The sequence below is a fragment of the Streptomyces sp. NPDC102437 genome (genome assembly GCF_044765565.1).
Lineage (GTDB): Bacteria > Actinomycetota > Actinomycetes > Streptomycetales > Streptomycetaceae > Streptomyces.
Genome location: NZ_JBIWKI010000003.1, coordinates 216,359 through 234,682 on the forward strand (window position 1 = coordinate 216,359; position 18,324 = coordinate 234,682).

At 68.2% G+C, this 18,324-nt stretch carries 15 protein-coding genes and 1 pseudogene; 14 read left to right on the forward strand and 2 right to left on the reverse strand.

What is annotated here, in order from left to right; all coding sequences use genetic code 11:
* Positions 1-68: 68 nt before the first annotated feature.
* Positions 69-1,199, forward strand: a complete 1,131-nt coding sequence (locus ACIRJP_RS06000) for a CapA family protein (protein WP_404168607.1) — start codon at positions 69-71, stop codon at positions 1,197-1,199.
* A 188-nt stretch (positions 1,200-1,387) separates the two neighbouring features.
* On the opposite strand, the gene ACIRJP_RS06005 is transcribed toward ACIRJP_RS06000, so the two are convergent.
* Positions 1,388-1,627 carry a hypothetical protein gene (locus ACIRJP_RS06005; RefSeq protein WP_404168610.1) on the reverse strand — a complete coding sequence of 80 codons (240 nt, stop codon included), beginning with the start codon at positions 1,625-1,627 and terminating at the stop codon, positions 1,388-1,390.
* A 1,032-nt stretch (positions 1,628-2,659) separates the two neighbouring features.
* Between ACIRJP_RS06005 and ACIRJP_RS06010 the strand changes: the two genes are divergently transcribed.
* The 9 genes and pseudogenes from ACIRJP_RS06010 (at position 2,660) to ACIRJP_RS06050 (ending at position 9,418) form a co-directional block, all read left to right on the forward strand.
* The gene (locus ACIRJP_RS06010) at positions 2,660-3,625 is read left to right on the forward strand and encodes a Ku protein (protein WP_404168613.1); all 966 of its coding nucleotides are present in this window, start codon (positions 2,660-2,662) and stop codon (positions 3,623-3,625) included.
* A gap of 47 nt (positions 3,626-3,672) precedes the next feature.
* On the forward strand, positions 3,673-4,599 hold the full coding sequence (locus tag ACIRJP_RS06015) for an ATP-dependent DNA ligase (RefSeq protein ID WP_404168616.1): 927 nt from the start codon (positions 3,673-3,675) through the stop codon (positions 4,597-4,599).
* A 593-nt stretch (positions 4,600-5,192) separates the two neighbouring features.
* On the forward strand, positions 5,193-6,155 hold the full coding sequence (locus ACIRJP_RS06020; RefSeq protein ID WP_404168619.1) for an iron-containing redox enzyme family protein: 963 nt from the start codon (positions 5,193-5,195) through the stop codon (positions 6,153-6,155).
* Between the two features lie 118 nt (positions 6,156-6,273).
* Positions 6,274-6,507 (forward strand): hypothetical protein, encoded by a 234-nt coding sequence (locus tag ACIRJP_RS06025; protein WP_404168622.1) that lies wholly within the window; start codon positions 6,274-6,276, stop codon positions 6,505-6,507.
* A 26-nt stretch (positions 6,508-6,533) separates the two neighbouring features.
* Positions 6,534-6,689, forward strand: coding sequence for a DUF6131 family protein (locus tag ACIRJP_RS06030; RefSeq protein WP_148833239.1), 156 nt, complete (start codon positions 6,534-6,536; stop codon positions 6,687-6,689).
* A 195-nt stretch (positions 6,690-6,884) separates the two neighbouring features.
* Positions 6,885-7,060 (forward strand): annotated as a pseudogene (locus ACIRJP_RS06035) (ornithine decarboxylase); the annotation flags it as partial.
* Between the two features lie 130 nt (positions 7,061-7,190).
* Complete coding sequence (locus ACIRJP_RS06040) at positions 7,191-7,760, forward strand: DJ-1/PfpI/YhbO family deglycase/protease (RefSeq protein ID WP_404168625.1); 570 nt, start codon at positions 7,191-7,193, stop codon at positions 7,758-7,760.
* A gap of 263 nt (positions 7,761-8,023) precedes the next feature.
* The gene (locus tag ACIRJP_RS06045) at positions 8,024-8,590 is read left to right on the forward strand and encodes a hemerythrin domain-containing protein (protein ID WP_404168628.1); all 567 of its coding nucleotides are present in this window, start codon (positions 8,024-8,026) and stop codon (positions 8,588-8,590) included.
* Between the two features lie 81 nt (positions 8,591-8,671).
* Entirely contained in the window at positions 8,672-9,418 is a 747-nt protein-coding gene (locus ACIRJP_RS06050) for a VOC family protein (protein WP_404168631.1), read from the forward strand.
* Between the two features lie 82 nt (positions 9,419-9,500).
* Here ACIRJP_RS06050 and ACIRJP_RS06055 read toward each other — a convergent pair whose 3' ends face one another.
* Positions 9,501-10,190: a UdgX family uracil-DNA binding protein gene (locus ACIRJP_RS06055; RefSeq protein WP_404168634.1), complete on the reverse strand. Its 690-nt coding sequence runs from the start codon at positions 10,188-10,190 to the stop codon at positions 9,501-9,503.
* Between the two features lie 835 nt (positions 10,191-11,025).
* On the opposite strand from ACIRJP_RS06055, the gene ACIRJP_RS06060 reads away from it, so the two are divergent.
* The 4 genes from ACIRJP_RS06060 to ACIRJP_RS06075 all read left to right on the forward strand — a co-directional run bounded on the left by ACIRJP_RS06060 (position 11,026) and on the right by ACIRJP_RS06075 (position 18,324).
* A complete protein-coding gene (locus ACIRJP_RS06060; RefSeq protein WP_404168637.1) occupies positions 11,026-12,063 on the forward strand; it encodes an NAD-dependent epimerase/dehydratase family protein in 1,038 nt (345 codons plus the stop codon).
* Between the two features lie 105 nt (positions 12,064-12,168).
* Positions 12,169-15,288, forward strand: coding sequence for an FAD-linked oxidase C-terminal domain-containing protein (locus ACIRJP_RS06065; protein ID WP_404168640.1), 3,120 nt, complete (start codon positions 12,169-12,171; stop codon positions 15,286-15,288).
* A gap of 91 nt (positions 15,289-15,379) precedes the next feature.
* A complete protein-coding gene (locus tag ACIRJP_RS06070; RefSeq protein WP_404168643.1) occupies positions 15,380-17,200 on the forward strand; it encodes a thiamine pyrophosphate-requiring protein in 1,821 nt (606 codons plus the stop codon).
* Positions 17,197-18,324, forward strand: coding sequence for an enolase C-terminal domain-like protein (locus ACIRJP_RS06075; RefSeq protein WP_404168646.1), 1,128 nt, complete (start codon positions 17,197-17,199; stop codon positions 18,322-18,324). The genes ACIRJP_RS06070 and ACIRJP_RS06075 overlap by 4 nt, the downstream gene beginning before the upstream one ends.

Below are 18,324 nucleotides of genomic sequence, written 5' to 3' on the forward strand. Positions count from 1 at the left end.
GCACAGCTGCGTGGCCCCCGCCGCGCGGATCCTTCGCGCATCGCCCGCGACGGCTTTAGCGTGGGAGGGTGTATGAGGGTGTGGTCACCCTGTTCCTCTGCGGGGACGTGATGCTCGGACGGGGCGTCGATCAGATCCTCCCGCACCCCGGTGACCCGGCCCTGCGGGAGGCGTACATCCGCGACGCCCGTGCCTACGTCGACCTGGCGGAGGCTGTGAGCGGGCCGATCCACCGGCCGGTCGGCTTCCGCTGGCCGTGGGGCGTGGCGCTGCAGGTCCTGGATGACGCCGCGCCGGACGTGCGGGTGGTCAATCTGGAGACTGCCGTCACCGGTGACGGGGACTTCACGCCCGGCAAGGACGTCCACTACCGGATGAGCCCGGCCAATCTGCCGTGCCTGGCCGCGGCCCGGCCCGACGTCTGCGCGCTGGCCAACAACCATGTGCTCGACTTCGGCCCACGCGGCCTCCACGAGACGCTCGACGCCCTGGCGGACGCAGGACTGCAAACGGCGGGCGCGGGCCGGAACGAGGTGCGGGCGAGACAGCCGGCGATCGTACCCCTGGGCTCCGGCGGGCGGGTGCTGGTCTTCTCCTTCGGGATGCCGTCCAGCGGGATCCCGAAGGACTGGGCCGCCACCGCACAGCGGGCCGGTGTCAACGTGCTCGCGGAGCCTACGGCGGCCTCTGCGTCCGCGTTCGCCGACCGTCTTCGGCAGGTCAGGCAGCCGGGAGACATCACGGTCGCCTCGGTCCACTGGGGCCCCAACTGGGGCTACGACGTCTCCCGCTCCGAGGTCCGCTTCGCCCACGCGCTCCTCGACGCAGGCGTGGACGTCGTGCACGGACATTCCTCGCATCACCCGCGCCCGCTGGAGGTGTACCGGGACAGGTTCATCCTGTACGGCTGCGGCGACCTCGTCGACGACTATGAGGGTATCGGCGGATACGAGAGCTACCGGGACGACCTGCGGGTGCTGTACCTGGTCTCGGTGGAGGCGGACACCGGCCGACTGGTCGACGCGCGGATGGTGCCCCTGCAGGCACGCAGGATGCGGCTGGAACACGCCTCACCCGAGGACACCGAGTGGCTCCGCGCCGTCCTCGACAGGCACAGCCGGGAGTTCGGCACCCGTGTCGACGGCGGGCCCGACGGCACGCTCACGCTGCGGCCCCTGCGTGCCGGGCAGCACGCGTGAAGTCCTCATGCGAGACCACTCAGCACGTGCGCGACGCATGCGACGCGCCCATGCCCCGTGGCAGAGCACCGTGCGCCCGGCACGCACAAGCATCCTTGCCGCGAGAGCCCACTACGACCGCCGACACGAAGCCGGAGAACGGCACACCGCAGCCCAATGCAACCTCCTCAACCGACTCCTCGGCTGCCTCACCAGCAACATCCCTGCAACGGGACACCGACACGGTTGGCGGCCCACGTGATGACGGCTTCGGCGGCGCAGCACCAGGGGTGATTCGCGAGCTTCGCGCCGGTCCGGCGGTTCTGGGCCCTGGAGTCGCGAAAGCCGGCGACCTGAAACGCCGCCTCCTTGTCGACGAACTCACGCATTTCGTCCTCGTCGATGATCCGGCCGGGCGCGGCGAGGATGCGGGCGATGCTGTCGACCACCCCCGGCGGTGGGAACTCGCAGACCGCCGCGCAGCCGTAGACTTGTCAGGGAATCCATTTCAGGCGGGCGTTCCGCGAGATTGGCCCCGCCCACGGTATTGGAGCTTCTCACTCCCGTAATCGCGGGCTCTCTATTGAGCGGGAGCCTCTGCCTCGCATTAAGAGCGGTGGAATCCCCTCAGGAAGGACGTGAGGATGATCCGTCTTGTGAGCCAGGCGCCCGTAAATGGCATCGACTTGGCCGCTTCGGCTGTGCGCTTGATTTTCCCCCTCGGCATAGTGGTGGTCGTAGTTGTTATCCTGCTTGGCCTCGTCTGGTGGGACGCGCGCCGTCGGTCTCGGGCACGTCAGCAGGAACCGCGGGCCGAACGTTCCTCCCGTAGCAACGAAAGCTTGAGGGCAGCAGATGATTTCGGGGAAGGTCTCAGCCCATATGAAATCAACCGGCCCTCTTCTCAAAGAGACGTACCCAAGGACGACAACGGTGGGGCTTTTGGCAGATGAGACCCAGCGGCTGACATTCAGCGAAATCGGCGGACTCGCCGAGTTTCCTTGCCCCCGCAACAAGCCCGGGGAAGCATGCATCCGGAGTCGGAAATTTCCGACTCCGGATGGGGAAAGCTGGTGCTCCCCGGGCACACGTGGCTCTCGGTGTTTCTGCGAGGCGATCATCACCGCGCCGCTGTAGTTCCCAGCCCCTCGAGGTACACGCTGGACACTGCCACGAAACGTCACCGATCACCCGCCGCGCACCATCGGCCGGCCCGGTAAGAACCGAACTCGCCCTGGCGCTGTGCGGCAAGCATGTCGGGGTGGCGTGCGTTGTGGAACATCGGCAGTCCCTGTTCGCAGGCCAGGCCGGCCGCGGCTTCGTCGGCGTCTTTGTGATGCGATCACTCCCGATCCGCATAAAGATCGGATTACGGGCGGTGGCCCGGTCGCGCCCATGAGCCTGCCCTGTGCGCGGGAACGGCATGGGCGCTGTCAACGGCCGGTTCCCGGCCTATACCGTCAGGGGGCGTGGAGGTATGTATGCCGAGGCCCTTGTGGACCGGAGCAGTGAGTTTTGGCCTGGTCAGCATCCCGATCAAGGTCGTCAGCGCGACCGAGGACCGTTCGGTTCACTTCCACCAGGTGCATCTGGAGGACATGGGCCGGGTCCGCACCCGCAAGGTCTGCTCGATCGACGGCGAGGTCGTGCCGCAGGAGGAGGTCGGCAAGGGCTACGAACTCACGAAGGACGAGCTCGTCGCGGTCACCGACGAGGAGCTCGACGAGATGCCGCTGCCCACCGCGAAGGCCATCGAGATCGTGGCGTTCGTCGACGCCGACAGCATCGACCCCATCCGGATCAGCGACAGCTACTTCCTCGCAATCGACGGACAAGTCGCCGCGAAACCATACACGCTGCTCCGCAAGGCACTGGAACGCTCCGACAAGGTCGCCATCGCCAAATTCGCGTGGCACAACCGCGAAAGGCTCGGGCTGCTCCGGGTGCGGGATGACGCGATCGTGCTGCACGCGATGCGGTGGCCCGACGAGATCCGCAGCCCCGAATCCCTCAAACCGAAGGACATCGATCTGGACGACGAGGAGATCGAGCGGGCCGTCCAGCTCACCGACACCATGGCCCTCGACGACGCCTCGGGCTTCCGGGACGAGTACCGCGAAGCCCTGGAGGAACTGATCGAGGCCAAGGCGGAAGGCGCCGAACTCCCGCAGCCGGCCGAAGGCGAGGAGAGGGAAGCCGGGAAGGTCGTCGACCTGATGACCGCCCTGAACGCCTCCGTCAAGGCAGCCCGGGAGAGTCGCGGCGAGCACGGCGGCCAGGACGCGACCGTGCACACGATGCAGCGACGCAGGAAGACCACGCCCAAGAAGAAGGCCGCGCCGGCCAGTAGGACCACCGAGAAGAAGACCACGGCCGGGAAGAAGCGCACGGCGAAGAAGACCACCACGAAGAAGACCACGGCCGTCAGGAAGCGCAGCGCGTCCTGAAAGGGCGCCTGGGCGGGACAGTCATGGGGTTGCCGCGGATCGCTCCGATGCTCGCGACGCCGGGCAGCCTGCCCCCCAGGGGCATGGAGGAGCGCTGGGCGTTCGAGGTGAAGCAGGACGGGCAAAGGGCCATGATCTACCTCCCGGGCGACGGGAGCACGCTTCTGCGGTCCCGGTCCGGGGCGGACATCACCACCGCCTACCCCGAACTCACAGGGCTCGGGTCCGTGCTCGGTCGGCCCGCGGTCCTGGACGGCGAGATCGTCGCACTCGACCGCGAGGGACGCAGTGACTTCGAGCGGCTGCAACCCCGCATGGGACTGACCTCTGCGGCGAAGGCCGCCCGCATGGCCGAGCTGGTGCCCGCCCACCTCGTTCTGTTCGACGCCGTGCACCTGGACAGCCGCAGCCTGACCGGACTGCCGTACACCGAGCGCCGCACCCTCCTGGAGGACCTGGGCCTGGACGGGGAGCACTGGTCGACGCCCGCGGCGGCCGTCGGACACGGCGAACAGGCGCTGGAGATGACCCGGACCGCAGGCCTGGAAGGCCTGGTCGCGAAACGGCTCACCTCTGTGTACGAGCCCGGTGTCCGGTCCCGCTCGTGGATCAAGATCCGGCACGTCCGGACCGTCGATGTGGTCGTGGGCGGATGGGTGCCCGGCCGCGGCCGGCTCACCGGCCTGCCCGGCGCCCTGCTGGTAGGAGAGGCACACGAAGGCGGGCTGCGGTACGTGGGCAGCGTCGGCACCGGATGGAGCAACACCGAACGCACCACTCTCGCCGAACTGCTCCGCGTCGCCGCGATCGACGACTGCCCCTTCGACAGGATGCCGCACGTGGCCGGAGCGCGATGGGTACTGCCGCGCCTGGTCGGCGAGGTCCGCTACACGAGCCGGACCCGCTCGGGACTGCTGCGACAGCCCTCCTGGCACCGGCTGCGCCCCGACCTGGCCCCGGACGATTTCGTATGACCCGGGTCCTTTCTTCGTCCCTGAGCCCGGCCGTGAGCGAAGCGGGGCAATCCGACAGCTGTCGTGGTGAGGAGCGTGCATGCCTGCGAAGGCTCGTCTTGTCCGTGCGATACAACAGTTCGTGCACGCCCGAGCGGCGCAGCGGTACGGCAGACGTCCCCTGATGTCGGCAGGCAATTCATGCCCGCGCCGGTGGACCGCATCGCTGATCCACGGGGCAGCCACACCCCACACCACGGTTCCACCGCGTCGCCGTTCGAATACAGGACCGAGGCTGTCTGCACCCACTGTCTGCGGAGCCCGAGGACATCGCCGTCCGGGAGGGGCGCATCGTCGGGGGTCTGCGCGGCCATCCGCCCGCCAGGGGACCGACAGGTGAGGTGCGAGTGGGCATTGCAGCGGATCGTGTCGTGTTCCCTTCGCTTCTCGATGAGTCGTTCGGCTGTGGCCGCTGGCCTGGCAGTTGCGACGACATCGACCACGCGGAGATGCGCGGGGACGCGGGTGGAGTGAGCATCGATTAGTGGATGAGCGTGCCGCGTGACCACACGGACCCGCGCGGGGTGTCCCGGACCTGAACGGGGATGAGAGGCATGGGCGCAAACCAGCGTGATCCGGTGCTCCCACGGGGTCGGGGCCCGCTCTCCGGCGCGTTGATCGGCTCTCTCGTGGGGCAGTGTCCCCTGCCGGACCCCGCAGCGGCCCGGGAGACGGATCCTTACGGTGATGATCTTCAGTTGGCGCTGTACGTCACGTACGAGTTGCACTACCGGGGCTTCGCCGGAGTGGAGCCCGCCTGGGAGTGGGCCCCCTTGCTCCTGACCGTGCGTGCTGCGCTGGAGGACCGCTTCCTGACCGCGCTGCGCCACGACGTGCCGGCTCGGCGTTCTCTGGACGATGTCCTGGCCGGACTTCTGGTGGAACCCGTGGACGGAGGAGGCGTGCCGGAGTTCCTCCGGGAGCACGGCACCTTGCGCCATCTGCGCGAGTACGCGATGCAGCGTTCTCTTTACCACTTGAAGGAGGCGGATCCGCACGCCTGGGTGCTGCCGCGGCTCAGCGGTCGCGCCAAGGCGGGAATGGCCGCTGTCGAGTACGACGAGTTCGGCGGAGGCCGCGCGGATCGCGTGCACGCCCGGCTCTTCGCGAACCTCATGGCGGATCTGGGGCTGGAGACGGGGTACGGCCACTATCTCGACGACGGCTGCGCAGAGATGCTTGCGCTGGTGAACGGCATGTCGCTCTTCGGCCTCCACCGCAGCCTGCGGGGAGCATTGGTGGGGCACTTCGCCGCAGTGGAGATCACTTCCTCGCCCGCCTCCCGCCGACTCGCGCTCGCCATGAGACGTGCGGGTGCCGGTCCGGCCGCGGAGTTCTTCTACACCGAGCACGTTGAAGCCGATGCCGTGCACGAACAGGTTGTCCGTCGTGAAGTGATCCGGGGGCTCCTGGACGATGAACCCGAACTGGAGGAGGACGTCGTGTTCGGCATCACCGCAACGTCGCACCTGGAGGGGCGCCTCGCTGACCGGCTCCTCACACGCTGGGGCGCCTGAGGGGAAGGCATCCCCGTCCGCGGGCAGGGGTTGCCGTGGCCGTTTACCAGGAGGCGGCACGGGCCGTCCGGAGGGAACCTTCGACCAGGTCCGGCCCGTGTTCGGCTGGAGTTCGTGTATGGCTGTGGAACTCGCGAGAGCCTCGTACCCCTTCCTCGTCACGCTGCCAGGCGTCTACCCTCCGCAGGGCGACACCTGGCTGTTGATGACGGCTGTTGAACGCGAGGGCATCCGCCCTGGGGCCCATGTGCTGGAGGCACGGCAGCGGCGCGGCCACGCGTCGCTGCTGCCCGGGATGAGCTCCCAGCCCGTCGGCGGTTGCCGTGGCGGCTCACGCGCGACACAGTTGTAGGAGCACACACGAGATCGGAGCGTGTCGTGATCATTCTCGGAGTCATCCTCCTTGTCATCGGTTTCGTGACCGGCATTTCCATCCTGTGGACGATCGGGATCATTCTCGCCGTGGTGGGTCTGATTCTGTGGATCCTGGGCGGGATGGGACACGCCGTCGCCGGGCGAAGGCATTACTGGTAGGGCAATCGAGCAATCGCGTGGGCTCCGACCAGGCTTGAGGGGCAGGCACGCTGAGGCCTCCAGTCGAGGCCCACAACCCTGAGCTGCGACTGCGCCGTACGCTTACGCCCCTGAGTTCAGCGGCATGGAATTCGTGCCGCAAAGCGGCTCTGCCCCGCGCTTCTTCGGCTCCGCGCGCACGGCTCCCCTACGTGTGTCCGAGAGGTGTGCCATCGCCGCTCGCGCCCCTGGTCGTCGACGAAGCATGGGGGCTCACCTGCCTTTCCGCCCGGATCTGCCCTCCCGGGCCATGGACGCGAGCGCCGGTGTGCGTCACCAGCATCCACAAAATGGGCAGAGGTCTGGAACAAGGCTCGGTCTTCCACGACCAGCATGGTGCGGCCTTCGGCGTCGAGCCCCCGGCAGGGCGGTGCTCATTCGCCACCAGGTCCGCCCCCGTCAGCCGCCTCGCCCCGCGGAGAGCCGGGGCGGCCCGCACCGTTCTCCCGAAAGGACCCAGGAATGTCTGACAACGACGTGAGCAAGCGGAAGGTACTGGCGATCGTCACGAACTACGGCGTCGAGCAGGACGAGCTCCTGGTGCCCCTGGAACACCTGCGTGGCTGGGGCGCTGACGTGGACGTCGCCGCAGTATCCAGTGACGATGTCCGGACATTGGTGAGTGACAAGGACCCCGGGAAGGCGATCCGGCCCGAGGTCACCCTGACTGACGTGGACCCGGCCGCTTACGACCTCCTGCTCGTCCCAGGGGGCACGCTCAATGCCGACGCCCTGCGCGGGCAGGACTCTGCCACTGACATAGTGCGCTTCTTCACTTCGTCCGGGCGGCCCGTGGCGGCCATCTGCCACGGACCATGGGCCCTGGTCGAAGCAGATGTCCTGGCGGGGAAGAAGCTGACGTCCTACCCCTCGCTGAAGACGGACATCCGCAACGCCGGCGGCGAATGGGCCGACGAGCCCGTCGTCACGGATGACACCCAGGGCTGGACCCTCATCACCTCACGCAACCCCGGTGACCTGGAGCCGTTCCTCCGCGAGGTGGACTCTGCACTGGCCGTCAACACCCAGTGAGCACGTTGCCGGGACGGGTTTGCGGGCCCGAGACCGTGAACGCGTAACCGCCCGCTGTTCAGCCCGCTGCCCCGATCCGGTGCAGCGGAAAAGCCCAGCCGGCCTGTGGAGCGCGCCCTCAGCGCGGCCCCCGATGTGGCTCCGCCGGGTAGGTGACTGCCTCGGCTGTTCTCGCGCGCGGAGCGCCGATTTTGCGTGCAGGGCCTGTTGTCTGTGTGCTTGCGCCCTCCTCCCGAGGGGCGATGGATCCAAGGAGGGGTGCTGTGACGGAGCAGGGCGGCGATGTGATCGTGGAGCTGACGGCCGATCATCGTGAGCTGGAGGAACTTTTTTCGCAGATCGAATTGCAGCCGATCGATCACCCGCAAAGACGGGTGCTGGCGGACCGGCTGACTGCGGAACTGGTTCGGCATACGATCACCGAGGAACTGCATCTGTATCCCGTCGTGCGCCGGCACGTATCGCACGGGCCGGCACTGGCGGACAAGGAACTCGCCGATCACGCCAGAGTCGAGCAGATGCTCAAGAGCCTCGAAGACCGAAGCGTCTGTGATCCGCGGTTCAACGACACGATCGCGAAACTGAAGTTCGAGGTCGCCTCCCACGTGCGGGAGGAAGAGCACGAGCTGTTCCCGAGACTCTCGGCGGCGCTCCCGCCCGAGCAGCTGGACGAACTCGGCCGACTGGTCCGACGGGCCAGGGAAGCTGCCCCTTTCCGCATTCGCGCCTCCCTCCCGAGCACCTCGCCCGCGAACAGGCTGCTCGTTCCCGGGGCCGGATTGGTGGACCGCGTTCGCAACTTGTTCCACAGCCACAGAACCACCAGTTGAGACCCAACCCGCGCGTGCCCCGCCGTCCATCCCGCATCCGGAGGAACACATCGAATGCCTAACATCGAGAGAAGCACGCCGGTGACCGGCGCACCGTGCTGGGTGAACCTGATGACACAGGACCTGCGCGCGGCACAGTCCTTCTACTCCAACGTCATGAACTGGACGTTCAGGGAGAGCGCACTCGGCAGCGACTTCTCGGTCGCTCTGGCGCACGGCAAACCGGTCGCCGGAATCGGATGCTGTTCAGGCGGTGGCTATCCGGCCGTCTGGACCCCGTACTTCGCCGTCAGGGACGCGGACGAGACAGCAGCACGGATCAGCGAGCGCGGTGCCACACTCGCCATCGGCCCTCTTCCCCTGGGCGAGGGGCGTGCCGGGATCGCCGCCGACCGGGACGGCGCCATCTTCGGATTCTGGGAAGGCCCGACGGTGTCGTGGTCCGTCGGGTGGGGCAGTGCCCCGGCCCGGCTGGACCTGCGGACCCGCAACGCATTCGACGCCGCCATCTTCTACGCGGGGATCTTCGACTGGGCCCAGCCGCCGGGAGGCTGCACGGTGGACTATGCCCAGGACCACATCATCATCCAGGCCGCGGGACATACCGTCGCCACCCTGTACAGCGGAGGCCTCGAAGCCGACCCGAACCCAGATGTCCGCCCCAGGTGGAACGTTGACTTCCGCGTCGATGACAGCAAAAAGGCCGCAGCGGCCGCCGCCACAGCTGGGGGCAGTTCCTCGCCGGCGCCCTCACCCGCGGGCGCCCCGGCCAACGCCTTCACCATCCGCGACTCCGACGGCGCCGTTTTCACCGTGTCCGGCACTTGACGACGTCCGCCTTGTCCGGCGTGCTTCCACTGCCCGCTCCGGGTAGTCAACACCCTTCGGCGCGCAAGGCCTCGAAGGGTCCTCATGCGAGGAATCGTGCCGCCGTTCTCAGATCCGACAGGAGCCCTCCGTAGGCGTCGGCTCGGTTCTTCGCCCGCAGTACGGCCGAGGGATGCACGGTGGCGAGGAACCAGTGGCTGCCTGCGGTGTCCTCCCGCTCGGCTCCGAGCGTCGTGGGGATGTCCCAGTGCGATACCGGCAGCAGCGCTCCACGGGCCTCCGTCACCCTGTAGGAGCTGCCGAACAATGCCTTGCCCGCGGTAGCACCGAGCGCGATCACCAATGCCGGATCGACACGGTGCAGTTCGGCTGCCAGCCACGGGCGGCAGGCACTGATCTCCCGAAGGTCCGGCGTCTTGTGGATACGCCGCTTCTGTGTACTCGTGCTCGGTGCGAACTTGAAGTGCTTGACCGCGTTGGTGAAGTAGACCTGCTCCTCTTCCATTCCGGCTTCGGCCAGCGCCTTGCGCAGAAGCCGGCCTGCCGGACCGACAAATGGCAGGCCTTGGCGGTCCTCTTGGTCGCCGGGCTGCTCTCCGACCAGGACGGTCCGGGCACGGGCCGGGCCTGTACCGAAGACCGTCTGTGTGGCCTGCGCATACAGCGGGCACCCACGGCAGTCGGCCGCGGCCCGGCGCAGCGCCGACAGGCCTCCCCGAACAGGCACGTAGGCGAGAGCGCTCTCGTGGGGGCCTTCCGCGGTATTGGGCATGACGCCTCCTTGCGTGGCCCCCTCGTGAGACGAACGCCGTCCCGTGGCTGCTGGGCCCCACACCCCGGCGGCATCCATCATTTCAGGTCAGCGCTGGCCTGTCCTGGTGGCGGTATGCGGCGACCGCTGAGGCGAATAGCGCGCTGGAGCCGTCGTCTCCAGCGGGGCTGCTGCTATCACGCCCTCGCCTTCGGTGTGCGGCGCAGCGGCCGGCCGGTGCGTGGCGGCCGCAGGCGCGGCTCATAGGCACGACTCATCCACTCCCTGTGGGTTTCCCCGCGTCCGATGCCCGAAACGGACCGGACTTCGTGATCGCTCCTTCGCACGTGGTCGCCACCGCCCCATGGGCATCCGGGCCACGAGAGGCGAGATGGCTCGGTCACTGGTTCGCTGGATGAGTCGGCTCGTACCGGCGCGAAGCGGCTTGGCAGACCTGGACGGCGCTCGACCGCGTCGGAGCCCGCGATCGGCGGGGCCGCCTCTGCGGGTACTTCAAACCACTGACGGGTGTGGGAGCAGCCCATCCATGAGCGCGCTTTCAGCGAGGCACTGTCGGGAGGAGCGACCCAATGCGTGCACTCACCTATCGGGGAGCGTGACACGCATGGAGACCCCCGTGGTCCACTTCCTTACCCTTCCACCTCCCGCTGTCCGCTGTCGGGCGGCCCGAAGACATCGCTTGCGCACTGCTCCTGGCAAGGAGGGCGAATGTTGAAGAAACGTTGCCGGCCATTGCGGGGCCCCGCGCCCGCTGTGCGCAACGCCCCGTCGCGCACAGCGCCCACGCTGTCGCCGAGCCCACCTTGGGCCCGTTCGGGAAGAGAAGGGAATGACGATGAGCACACGTGAGCGCTTGCGGGTCGTGGTGACAGGGGCCACGGGCAATGTGGGGACCAGTGTGGTCAAGGCCCTGTCGCAGGACCCGGACGTGGCGTCCGTTCTGGGCCTCGCTCGCCGGCTGCCGAAGCTGTCGATCCCAGGGGTGACATGGGGCACGGTGGACCTCTCCCGGCATGACAGCCCCGGCGCCCTGGACAAGCACCTGGCCGGCGCGGACGCCGTCATTCACCTGGCCTGGCGATTCCAGCCCACGCGTGACCCTGTGGTCACCTGGCGGAGTAATGTTCTGGGGTCGAATCGGGTCTTCGAGGCCACAGCGAGGGCGAGTGTGCCGGTGCTGATCCACGCCTCCTCGGTGGGCGCCTACTCCCCCGGCCCCAAGGACGAACCGGGGGTGGACGAGGAGTGGCCCACGCACGGGTGGCCGGATGCCGCCTACTGCCGGGAGAAGTCGTACCTGGAGCGTGTGCTCGACACGTTCGAGTTGCGACACCCCGGGATCCGGGTGGTCAGGATGCGGCCCGGATTCCTGTTCAAGGAACAGGCAGCCAGTGAGCAACGTCGAATTTTCGCGGGCCGTTACGTCCCCGGTGCACTGCTGCGCCCCGACCTCCTGCCCTTCGTTCCTGATCTGGAAGGGCTGCGTTTCCAGATTCTCCATACCGATGACGCGGCGCAGGCCTACCGGGCGGCCGTGACAACTGACGTTCGGGGTGCGTTCAACCTGGCGGCGGAACCGGTCATCGACGCGCAACAACTCGCCGACCTCCTGGACGCCAAGGTGGTGCGGGTTCCAGCGGCACTGATGCGGAGCGCTCTGACTGCCGCGTGGCACGCCCGCGCGGTCCCCGCTTCGCCACATCTCTTCGACGCGGTGTTGCGGCTGCCGGTCCTCGACTGCGGCCGGGCGCACGATGTGCTGGGGTGGCAGCCGACCAGAACGGCGCAGGAGGCGCTGTCGTCGTTTCTGAGGGGGGTACGTCGCGGCGCGGGCCTGGAGACGGCACCGCTCGCAGACAAGCAGTTCGGGTGACCAGGAAGTGCAGTGGGCTCCCGGCGGACCCCACGCAACCTCCTTCGCCTTGGCCCGCGATCGCTTCGTTGTGCCTCTCAGTAGTCATCGGGAAGAGGATCAGCCATGAAGTCCGAGCCTTTCTCCCGGCCCCCTGGGCCAGGACAGGAATCCTTCGCCGACGCGGCCTTGGATACCAACGCGCTGGAGAGGGAACTGCGCCGGCGTGTACGAGGAGAAGTGCGCTTCGACGCGGGCAGCCGAGGGGCCTACTCCACGGATGGATCGAACTACCGACAGGTGCCGATCGCCGTCGTCGTCCCTGACGATGTCGATGCGGGAGCTGAGGCGGTGAAGGTCTGCGCGCGGTTCGGCGCGCCGGTGCTGTCCCGGGGCGGGGGGACCAGCCTGGCCGGTCAGTGCACGAACGCGGCAGTGGTCATCGACTGGACGAAGTACTGCCATCGGCTGGTCTCCGTGGATGTCGGGCAGCGGACCTGCGTGGTCGAGCCCGGCATTGTTCTTGACGAACTGAACCGCCAGCTCAGCGGGCGCGGGCTGAAGTTCGGGCCGAAGCCTTCCACGCATAGTCACTGCTCGCTGGGAGGCATGATCGGGAACAACTCCTGCGGCGCGTCGGCACAGGCGTACGGCAAGACCGTGGACAATGTGCGGCGTCTGGAGATCCTGACGTACGACGGGATGCGTTGCTGGGTCGGACCCACGTCGCGGGCCGAGTGCGAGGACGTCGTGGCTGCAGGGGGGCGCCGCGGCGAACTCTACGCGGGGCTGCGCTCAGTGGTGGATGGTCACCTTGCGGAGATCCGCCGTGGTTTCCCAGATATTCCGCGCCGGGTGTCCGGGTACAACCTCGACTCGCTGCTTCCGGAGAACGGGTTCGACCTGGCACGCGCGCTCGTCGGGAGCGAGGGCACCCTCGTCACCGTCCTGCGCGCCGAACTCGATCTGGTACCCGTGCCGCCGTGCGAGGCGATGGTCGTACTCGGTTACGACGACATCTGTGCCGCGGCCGACGATGTGCCGCGGTTGCTGGAGTGCTGCGAGCCGGAACTGCTGGAGGCGCTGGACGGCCGTATGGCTCAGCTCATGCGCGAGGAGCATTCCCATGTCGAGTCGCTGAACACCTTGCCCCAAGGCGAGAGTTGGCTGCTCGTCCAGTTCAGTGGGGCGACCAAGGACGGTGTGGACGGGCAGGCGCGAGATCTGCTGGACGCCCTCGGGCGCCGCGCCGACGACCCGATGGTCTCCTTCTCGGACGACCCTGGGCGTGAGCAGAAGATGCTCCGTGCGCGCGAGGCGGGCCTTGGGGTGACCGCACGTCCTCCCGACGAGCGGGAAACATGGGAGGGGTGGGAGGATTCCGCGGTTCCGCCGGACCGGCTCGGTGACTATCTCCGCGACCTGAAAAGGCTGTTCGCCGAATTCGACTACGATCACCCCGCGCTTTACGGGCACTTCGGCCAAGGGTGCGTGCACACACGTATCCCGTTCGAGCTCAGGCATGCCGAGGGGGTGGCGGCTTTCCGGGAGTTCCTGTTCCGAGCCGCTGACCTGGTGACGTCCTACGGCGGGTCCCTTTCGGGAGAGCACGGCGACGGGCAGGCTCGGGGTGAACTGCTGGTGCGGATGTTCGGTCGGCCGCTCGTCGACGCGTTCGAGCAGGTGAAGCGGCTCTTCGACCCGGGCAACAGGATGAATCCGGGGAAGGTCGTCGCACCGTACCGGACTGATGAGAACCTCCGGCTCGGAGCACGGTGGCATCCGGCCGACCACGCCACGCACTTCGGCTACCCGGACGACGACGGCTCCTTCACCAAGGCGGTGAAGCGTTGTGTCGGGATCGGCAACTGCCGGAGTCACACAGGTGGGGTGATGTGTCCGTCCTTCCGGGCGACGGGTGAGGAGGAGCATTCCACGCGCGGCCGGGCGCGTCTGCTGTTCGAAATGCTGGGCGGACACCGTGATTCGCCCGTGACTGACGGCTGGCGCTCCACCGAGGTCCGTGACGCGCTCGATCTGTGTCTGTCCTGCAAGGGGTGCAGGTCCGAATGTCCCGTCGGGGTCGACATGGCCACCTACAAGGCCGAATTTCTGTCCCACCATTATGCGCGGCGGCTGCGTCCGGCGGCCCACTACTCGTTGGGATGGCTGCCTGTGTGGGCGCGACTGTCGCGTTTCGCACCGCGTGTGGTGAACGCGCTTCTCCACGCTCCCGGCATTGCCAGTGCGGGCAAACTTCTGGCGGGAGTGGCCTCGGAGCGCGCGGCGCCGGTCTTCGCACCGGAGTCCTTCAGTCAGTGGTGGGCCGCACGTGGCATGCCCGAACCCGACCCCGCCGACCACCGTACGGTCGTTCTGTGGCCGGACACGTTCAGCAACTACTTCCATCCGGCTGTGGCGAAGGCCGCAGTGCGGGTCCTTGAAGACGCCGGGTTCCGTATCGCAGTGCCGCCTCCTCCCGTTTGCTGCGGCCTGACCTGGATCTCCACCGGCCAATTGGTCACCGCGAAGAAGGCGCTGCGCCGTATGGCGAACCTGTTGCGTCCGTGGATCGAGGCCGGCACGCCGATCGTCGGACTGGAGCCTTCATGCGTCGCCGTCTTCCGCGCCGACGCCCCCGATCTCATGCCGCAGGACCAGGACATCCAGCGCTTGTCCCGTCAGTTCCGCACCTTCGCGGAGCTGTTGGTCAACGACGTTCCGGACAGAAACTGGCGGCCTCCGAGGCCGGCGCGGACCGCCGTGGTTCAGACGCACTGCCACCAGCACGCCGTGCTCGAGTACGACGCGGACCGTGAACTGCTGCACCGTGCCGGTGTCGACGCCGTCGTGCTGGACGAGGGCTGTTGCGGACTCGCCGGGAACTTCGGCTTCGAACGGGGGCACCACCGTCTGTCCATGGCAATCGGCGAGCAGGGCGTCCTGCCTGCCGTACGGACCGCGCCGCCTGCTGCGCTGGTCCTCGCGGACGGCTTCAGCTGCCGCACCCAGATCGAGGGCGGCGGAACAGGGCGGCGCGCGATGCATCTGGCCGAGGCACTGGCGCTCGCCTTGGACGGCCCCCTGCCGTCGGACCTGCCGGAGAAACTCACCGACCGGCCCGAGGCTTCGGCGGACGACGGGCGGCGCATGACACTTGCCGTCCTCGCCGCGTTGGCAGCCGCGTGCGCCGCCGCGCGCACGATGCTTCGGCGCAGCCGTCTCCGGTCCGATACCCGCACCTGACCACAAGAGCCCACCCGAGTGCCTGACCCATCGCGCCGAGGGTCGGTCCCGCGGCCACAGGCACCGGAACGAGATGAGAGGACCGAGGCAGATGAAGGTAGCCGACTACGTTCTTCAGCGCCTGCGCGAGTGGGAGGTTGACCATGTCTTCGCCTACGCCGGCGACGGCATCAACGGTCTCCTCGCTGCCTGGGGGCGCGCGGACAACGATCCCGAGTTCATCCAGGCCCGCCACGAGGAGATGGCCGCCTTCGAGGCGGTTGGCTATGCCAAGTTCTCCGGCAAGGTAGGGGTGTGCGCGGCGACCTCGGGGCCGGGCGCCATCCACCTTCTCAACGGGCTGTACGACGCGAAGCTCGATCACGTTCCCGTGGTCGCCCTTGTGGGGCAGACGAACCGCAGCGCCATGGGAGGCTCCTACCAGCAGGAAGTCGATCTGCTGAGCCTGTACAAGGACGTCGCGTCCGACTTCTGCGAGATGGTGACCGTCCCCGAGCAACTCCCCAACGTCATCGACCGGGCATTCCGCACCTCGTATGCCGGCCGCACGGTGACGGCGGTCATCATCCCAGCGGATGTCCAGGAACTCGACTACACACCGCCCACGCACGCCTTCAAGATGGTGCCCTCCAGCCTGGGTCTGGCGTCGTCGGCCCCGGTTCCTTCCGGCGAGGACATCGCACGGGCCGCCGACGTGCTGAACGCGGGTGAGAAGGTGGCGGTCCTGATCGGACAGGGTGCCCGGCATGCGCGGGCGGAGGTCGAGGAACTCGCGGACGTGCTCGGTGCCGGGGTGGCCAAGGCGCTGCTGGGCAAGGACGTGCTGTCCGACGAACTGCCGTACGTGACCGGGGCCATCGGGCTGCTGGGTACGCGTCCCTCGTACGAGCTCATGCGGGACTGCGACACATTGCTGGTGGTGGGCTCCAGTTTCCCCTATACGCAGTTCCTGCCCGAACTGGACCAGGCCCGCGCGGTGCAGATCGACATCGACCCGCACATGATCGGCCTCCGCTACCCGTTCGAGGTGAACCTGGTAGGCGATGCGCGGGAGACGATCAGAGAGCTGCTGCCGCACCTGAAGAGGAAGAAGCACGGGGCCTGGCGCAAGAAGATCGAGAAGGACACCGCCCGTTGGTGGGAGGTCATGCAGCGCCGCGCCGCCGTGGAAGCCGACCCCGTCAACCCGGAGTACGTCGTGCACTGCCTCGACGCGCTGCTGCCGGACGATCTCCTACTGGCTGCCGACTCCGGTTCCGGCGCCAACTGGTACGCGCGCCATCTGCGTCTGCGCGGCCGGATGCGCGGCACGCTCTCGGGGACACTCGCCACGATGGGCCCGGGCGTGCCGTACGCCATCGGTGCGAAGTTCGCCCACCCCGACCGGCCGGCGCTGGCACTCGTCGGAGACGGCGCCATGCAGATGAACGGCATGGCGGAACTCATCACCGTCGCGAAGTACTGGTCGCAGTGGCAGGACCCGCGTCTGGTCGTCGCAGTGCTCAACAACCAGGATCTGAACCAGGTCACCTGGGAAATGCGCGCGATGTCCGGGGCCCCGCAATTCCTGCCCTCCCAGTCCCTGCCCGACGTGCCGTACGCCGACTTCGCGCGCTCGATCGGTCTCGGTGGCATGCGAGTCGAGAAGCCCGGTGACGTCGAGGACGCCTGGCGGCGGTCCCTGGAAGCCGACCGCCCCTTCGTCATCGACTTCGTCACCGACCCGGCCGTCCCGCCCATCCCCCCGCACGCCACCCGGGAGCAGGCCGAAGCGGTGGTCTCCGCGATCGCGAAGGGCGACAGCGACCGTGGCGGTGTGATCAGACAGGGGCTCAAGGCAAAGGTGCAGGAGCTGCTGCCCGGACACCACCACCGCGGCGCTGCCCCGGCCGGGCGCGGGAGAGCTGAGTGAACGCGATCCCGGCAAGTGGCGAACCGCTGATACGCACGGTCGAAGCCGCGGCGTACACAGTCCCGACGGACACCCCGGAGGCGGACGGCACCCTGGCATGGGGGTCGACCACCCTGGTGCTCGTGCGGGTGGGCACAGGCGAAGCGACGGGGCTCGGATACACCTACGGTGCGGCCGGCGCCGCGCGGGTAGTCGACGATCTGCTGGCAGATGTCGTGACCGGTCTGCGCGCGTGGGATCCGCCAGGCGCGAACGAGGCGATGCGACGCGCGGTGCGCAACGCCGGCTTCCCAGGACTGGTCGCGGGCGCCGTCTCGGCCGTCGACATCGCTCTGTGGGACCTCAAGGCACGCCTGCTGGGGCTCCCGCTCGTGGATCTGCTCGGCGCGAGCGCACGCGACGTGCCGGTGTACGGCAGCGGAGGCTTCACCACCTATGCCGCCGGGCAACAGGACCGTCAACTGCGCGGCTGGGTCCATGACCAAGGCATACCCCGGGTCAAGATCAAGATCGGGGAGTCGTGGGGCCGCGCCGAACAACGCGACCGGCAGCGCATCGCCGCGGCCCGCGCGAGCATCGGTGACACCGCGGAACTCTACGTGGACGCGAACGGCGCCTACACCCGGAAGCAGGCAGCCAGACTGGCCCCGTTCCTCGCCGCCGAAGGCGTGACCTGGTTCGAGGAACCGGTTTCCTCCGACGACCTGACGGGGCTGTCCATGGTCCGGGCCGCAGCCGCAGCCGACATCGCTGCCGGGGAGTACGGCTGCACGTTGCCTTACTTCCGCCGAATGATCGATTCGGACGCGGTGGACTGTCTCCAGGCGGACGCGACCCGGTGCGGGGGAATCACCGGTTGGCTGCGCGCGGCTGCTCTGGCAGAGGCCGCCGGGCTGCAGATCTCCGCACACTGCGCGCCCCACATCCACGCCCATGCAGGGGCCGCCGTGGCCAACCTCCGCCACGTGGAGTGGTTCCACGACCACGTCGGCATCGAACAGCGCCTCTTCGACGGCGCACTGACCCCTGAGGCCGGAACGCTTCGTCCGGACCGCGGCGGCGGCTCGGGCCTCGGCCTGGAACTGCGCGAGGAGGTAGCCGAGCGCTACCGGGTCCGACGGTGA

Excerpts from the sequence above, each read along its gene's own strand:
- ACIRJP_RS06040 (WP_404168625.1), top strand. The coding sequence starts at position 7,191 with ATGTCTGACAACGACGTGAGCAAGCGGAAGGTACTGGCGATCGTCACG.
- ACIRJP_RS06055 (WP_404168634.1), bottom strand. The coding sequence starts at position 10,190 with ATGCCCAATACCGCGGAAGGCCCCCACGAGAGCGCTCTCGCCTACGTG.
- ACIRJP_RS06010 (WP_404168613.1), top strand. The coding sequence starts at position 2,660 with ATGCCGAGGCCCTTGTGGACCGGAGCAGTGAGTTTTGGCCTGGTCAGC.
- ACIRJP_RS06070 (WP_404168643.1), top strand. The coding sequence starts at position 15,380 with ATGAAGGTAGCCGACTACGTTCTTCAGCGCCTGCGCGAGTGGGAGGTT.
- ACIRJP_RS06020 (WP_404168619.1), top strand. The coding sequence starts at position 5,193 with ATGGGCGCAAACCAGCGTGATCCGGTGCTCCCACGGGGTCGGGGCCCG.
- ACIRJP_RS06025 (WP_404168622.1), top strand. The coding sequence starts at position 6,274 with ATGGCTGTGGAACTCGCGAGAGCCTCGTACCCCTTCCTCGTCACGCTG.
- ACIRJP_RS06065 (WP_404168640.1), top strand. The coding sequence starts at position 12,169 with ATGAAGTCCGAGCCTTTCTCCCGGCCCCCTGGGCCAGGACAGGAATCC.
- ACIRJP_RS06015 (WP_404168616.1), top strand. The coding sequence starts at position 3,673 with ATGCTCGCGACGCCGGGCAGCCTGCCCCCCAGGGGCATGGAGGAGCGC.
- ACIRJP_RS06060 (WP_404168637.1), top strand. The coding sequence starts at position 11,026 with ATGAGCACACGTGAGCGCTTGCGGGTCGTGGTGACAGGGGCCACGGGC.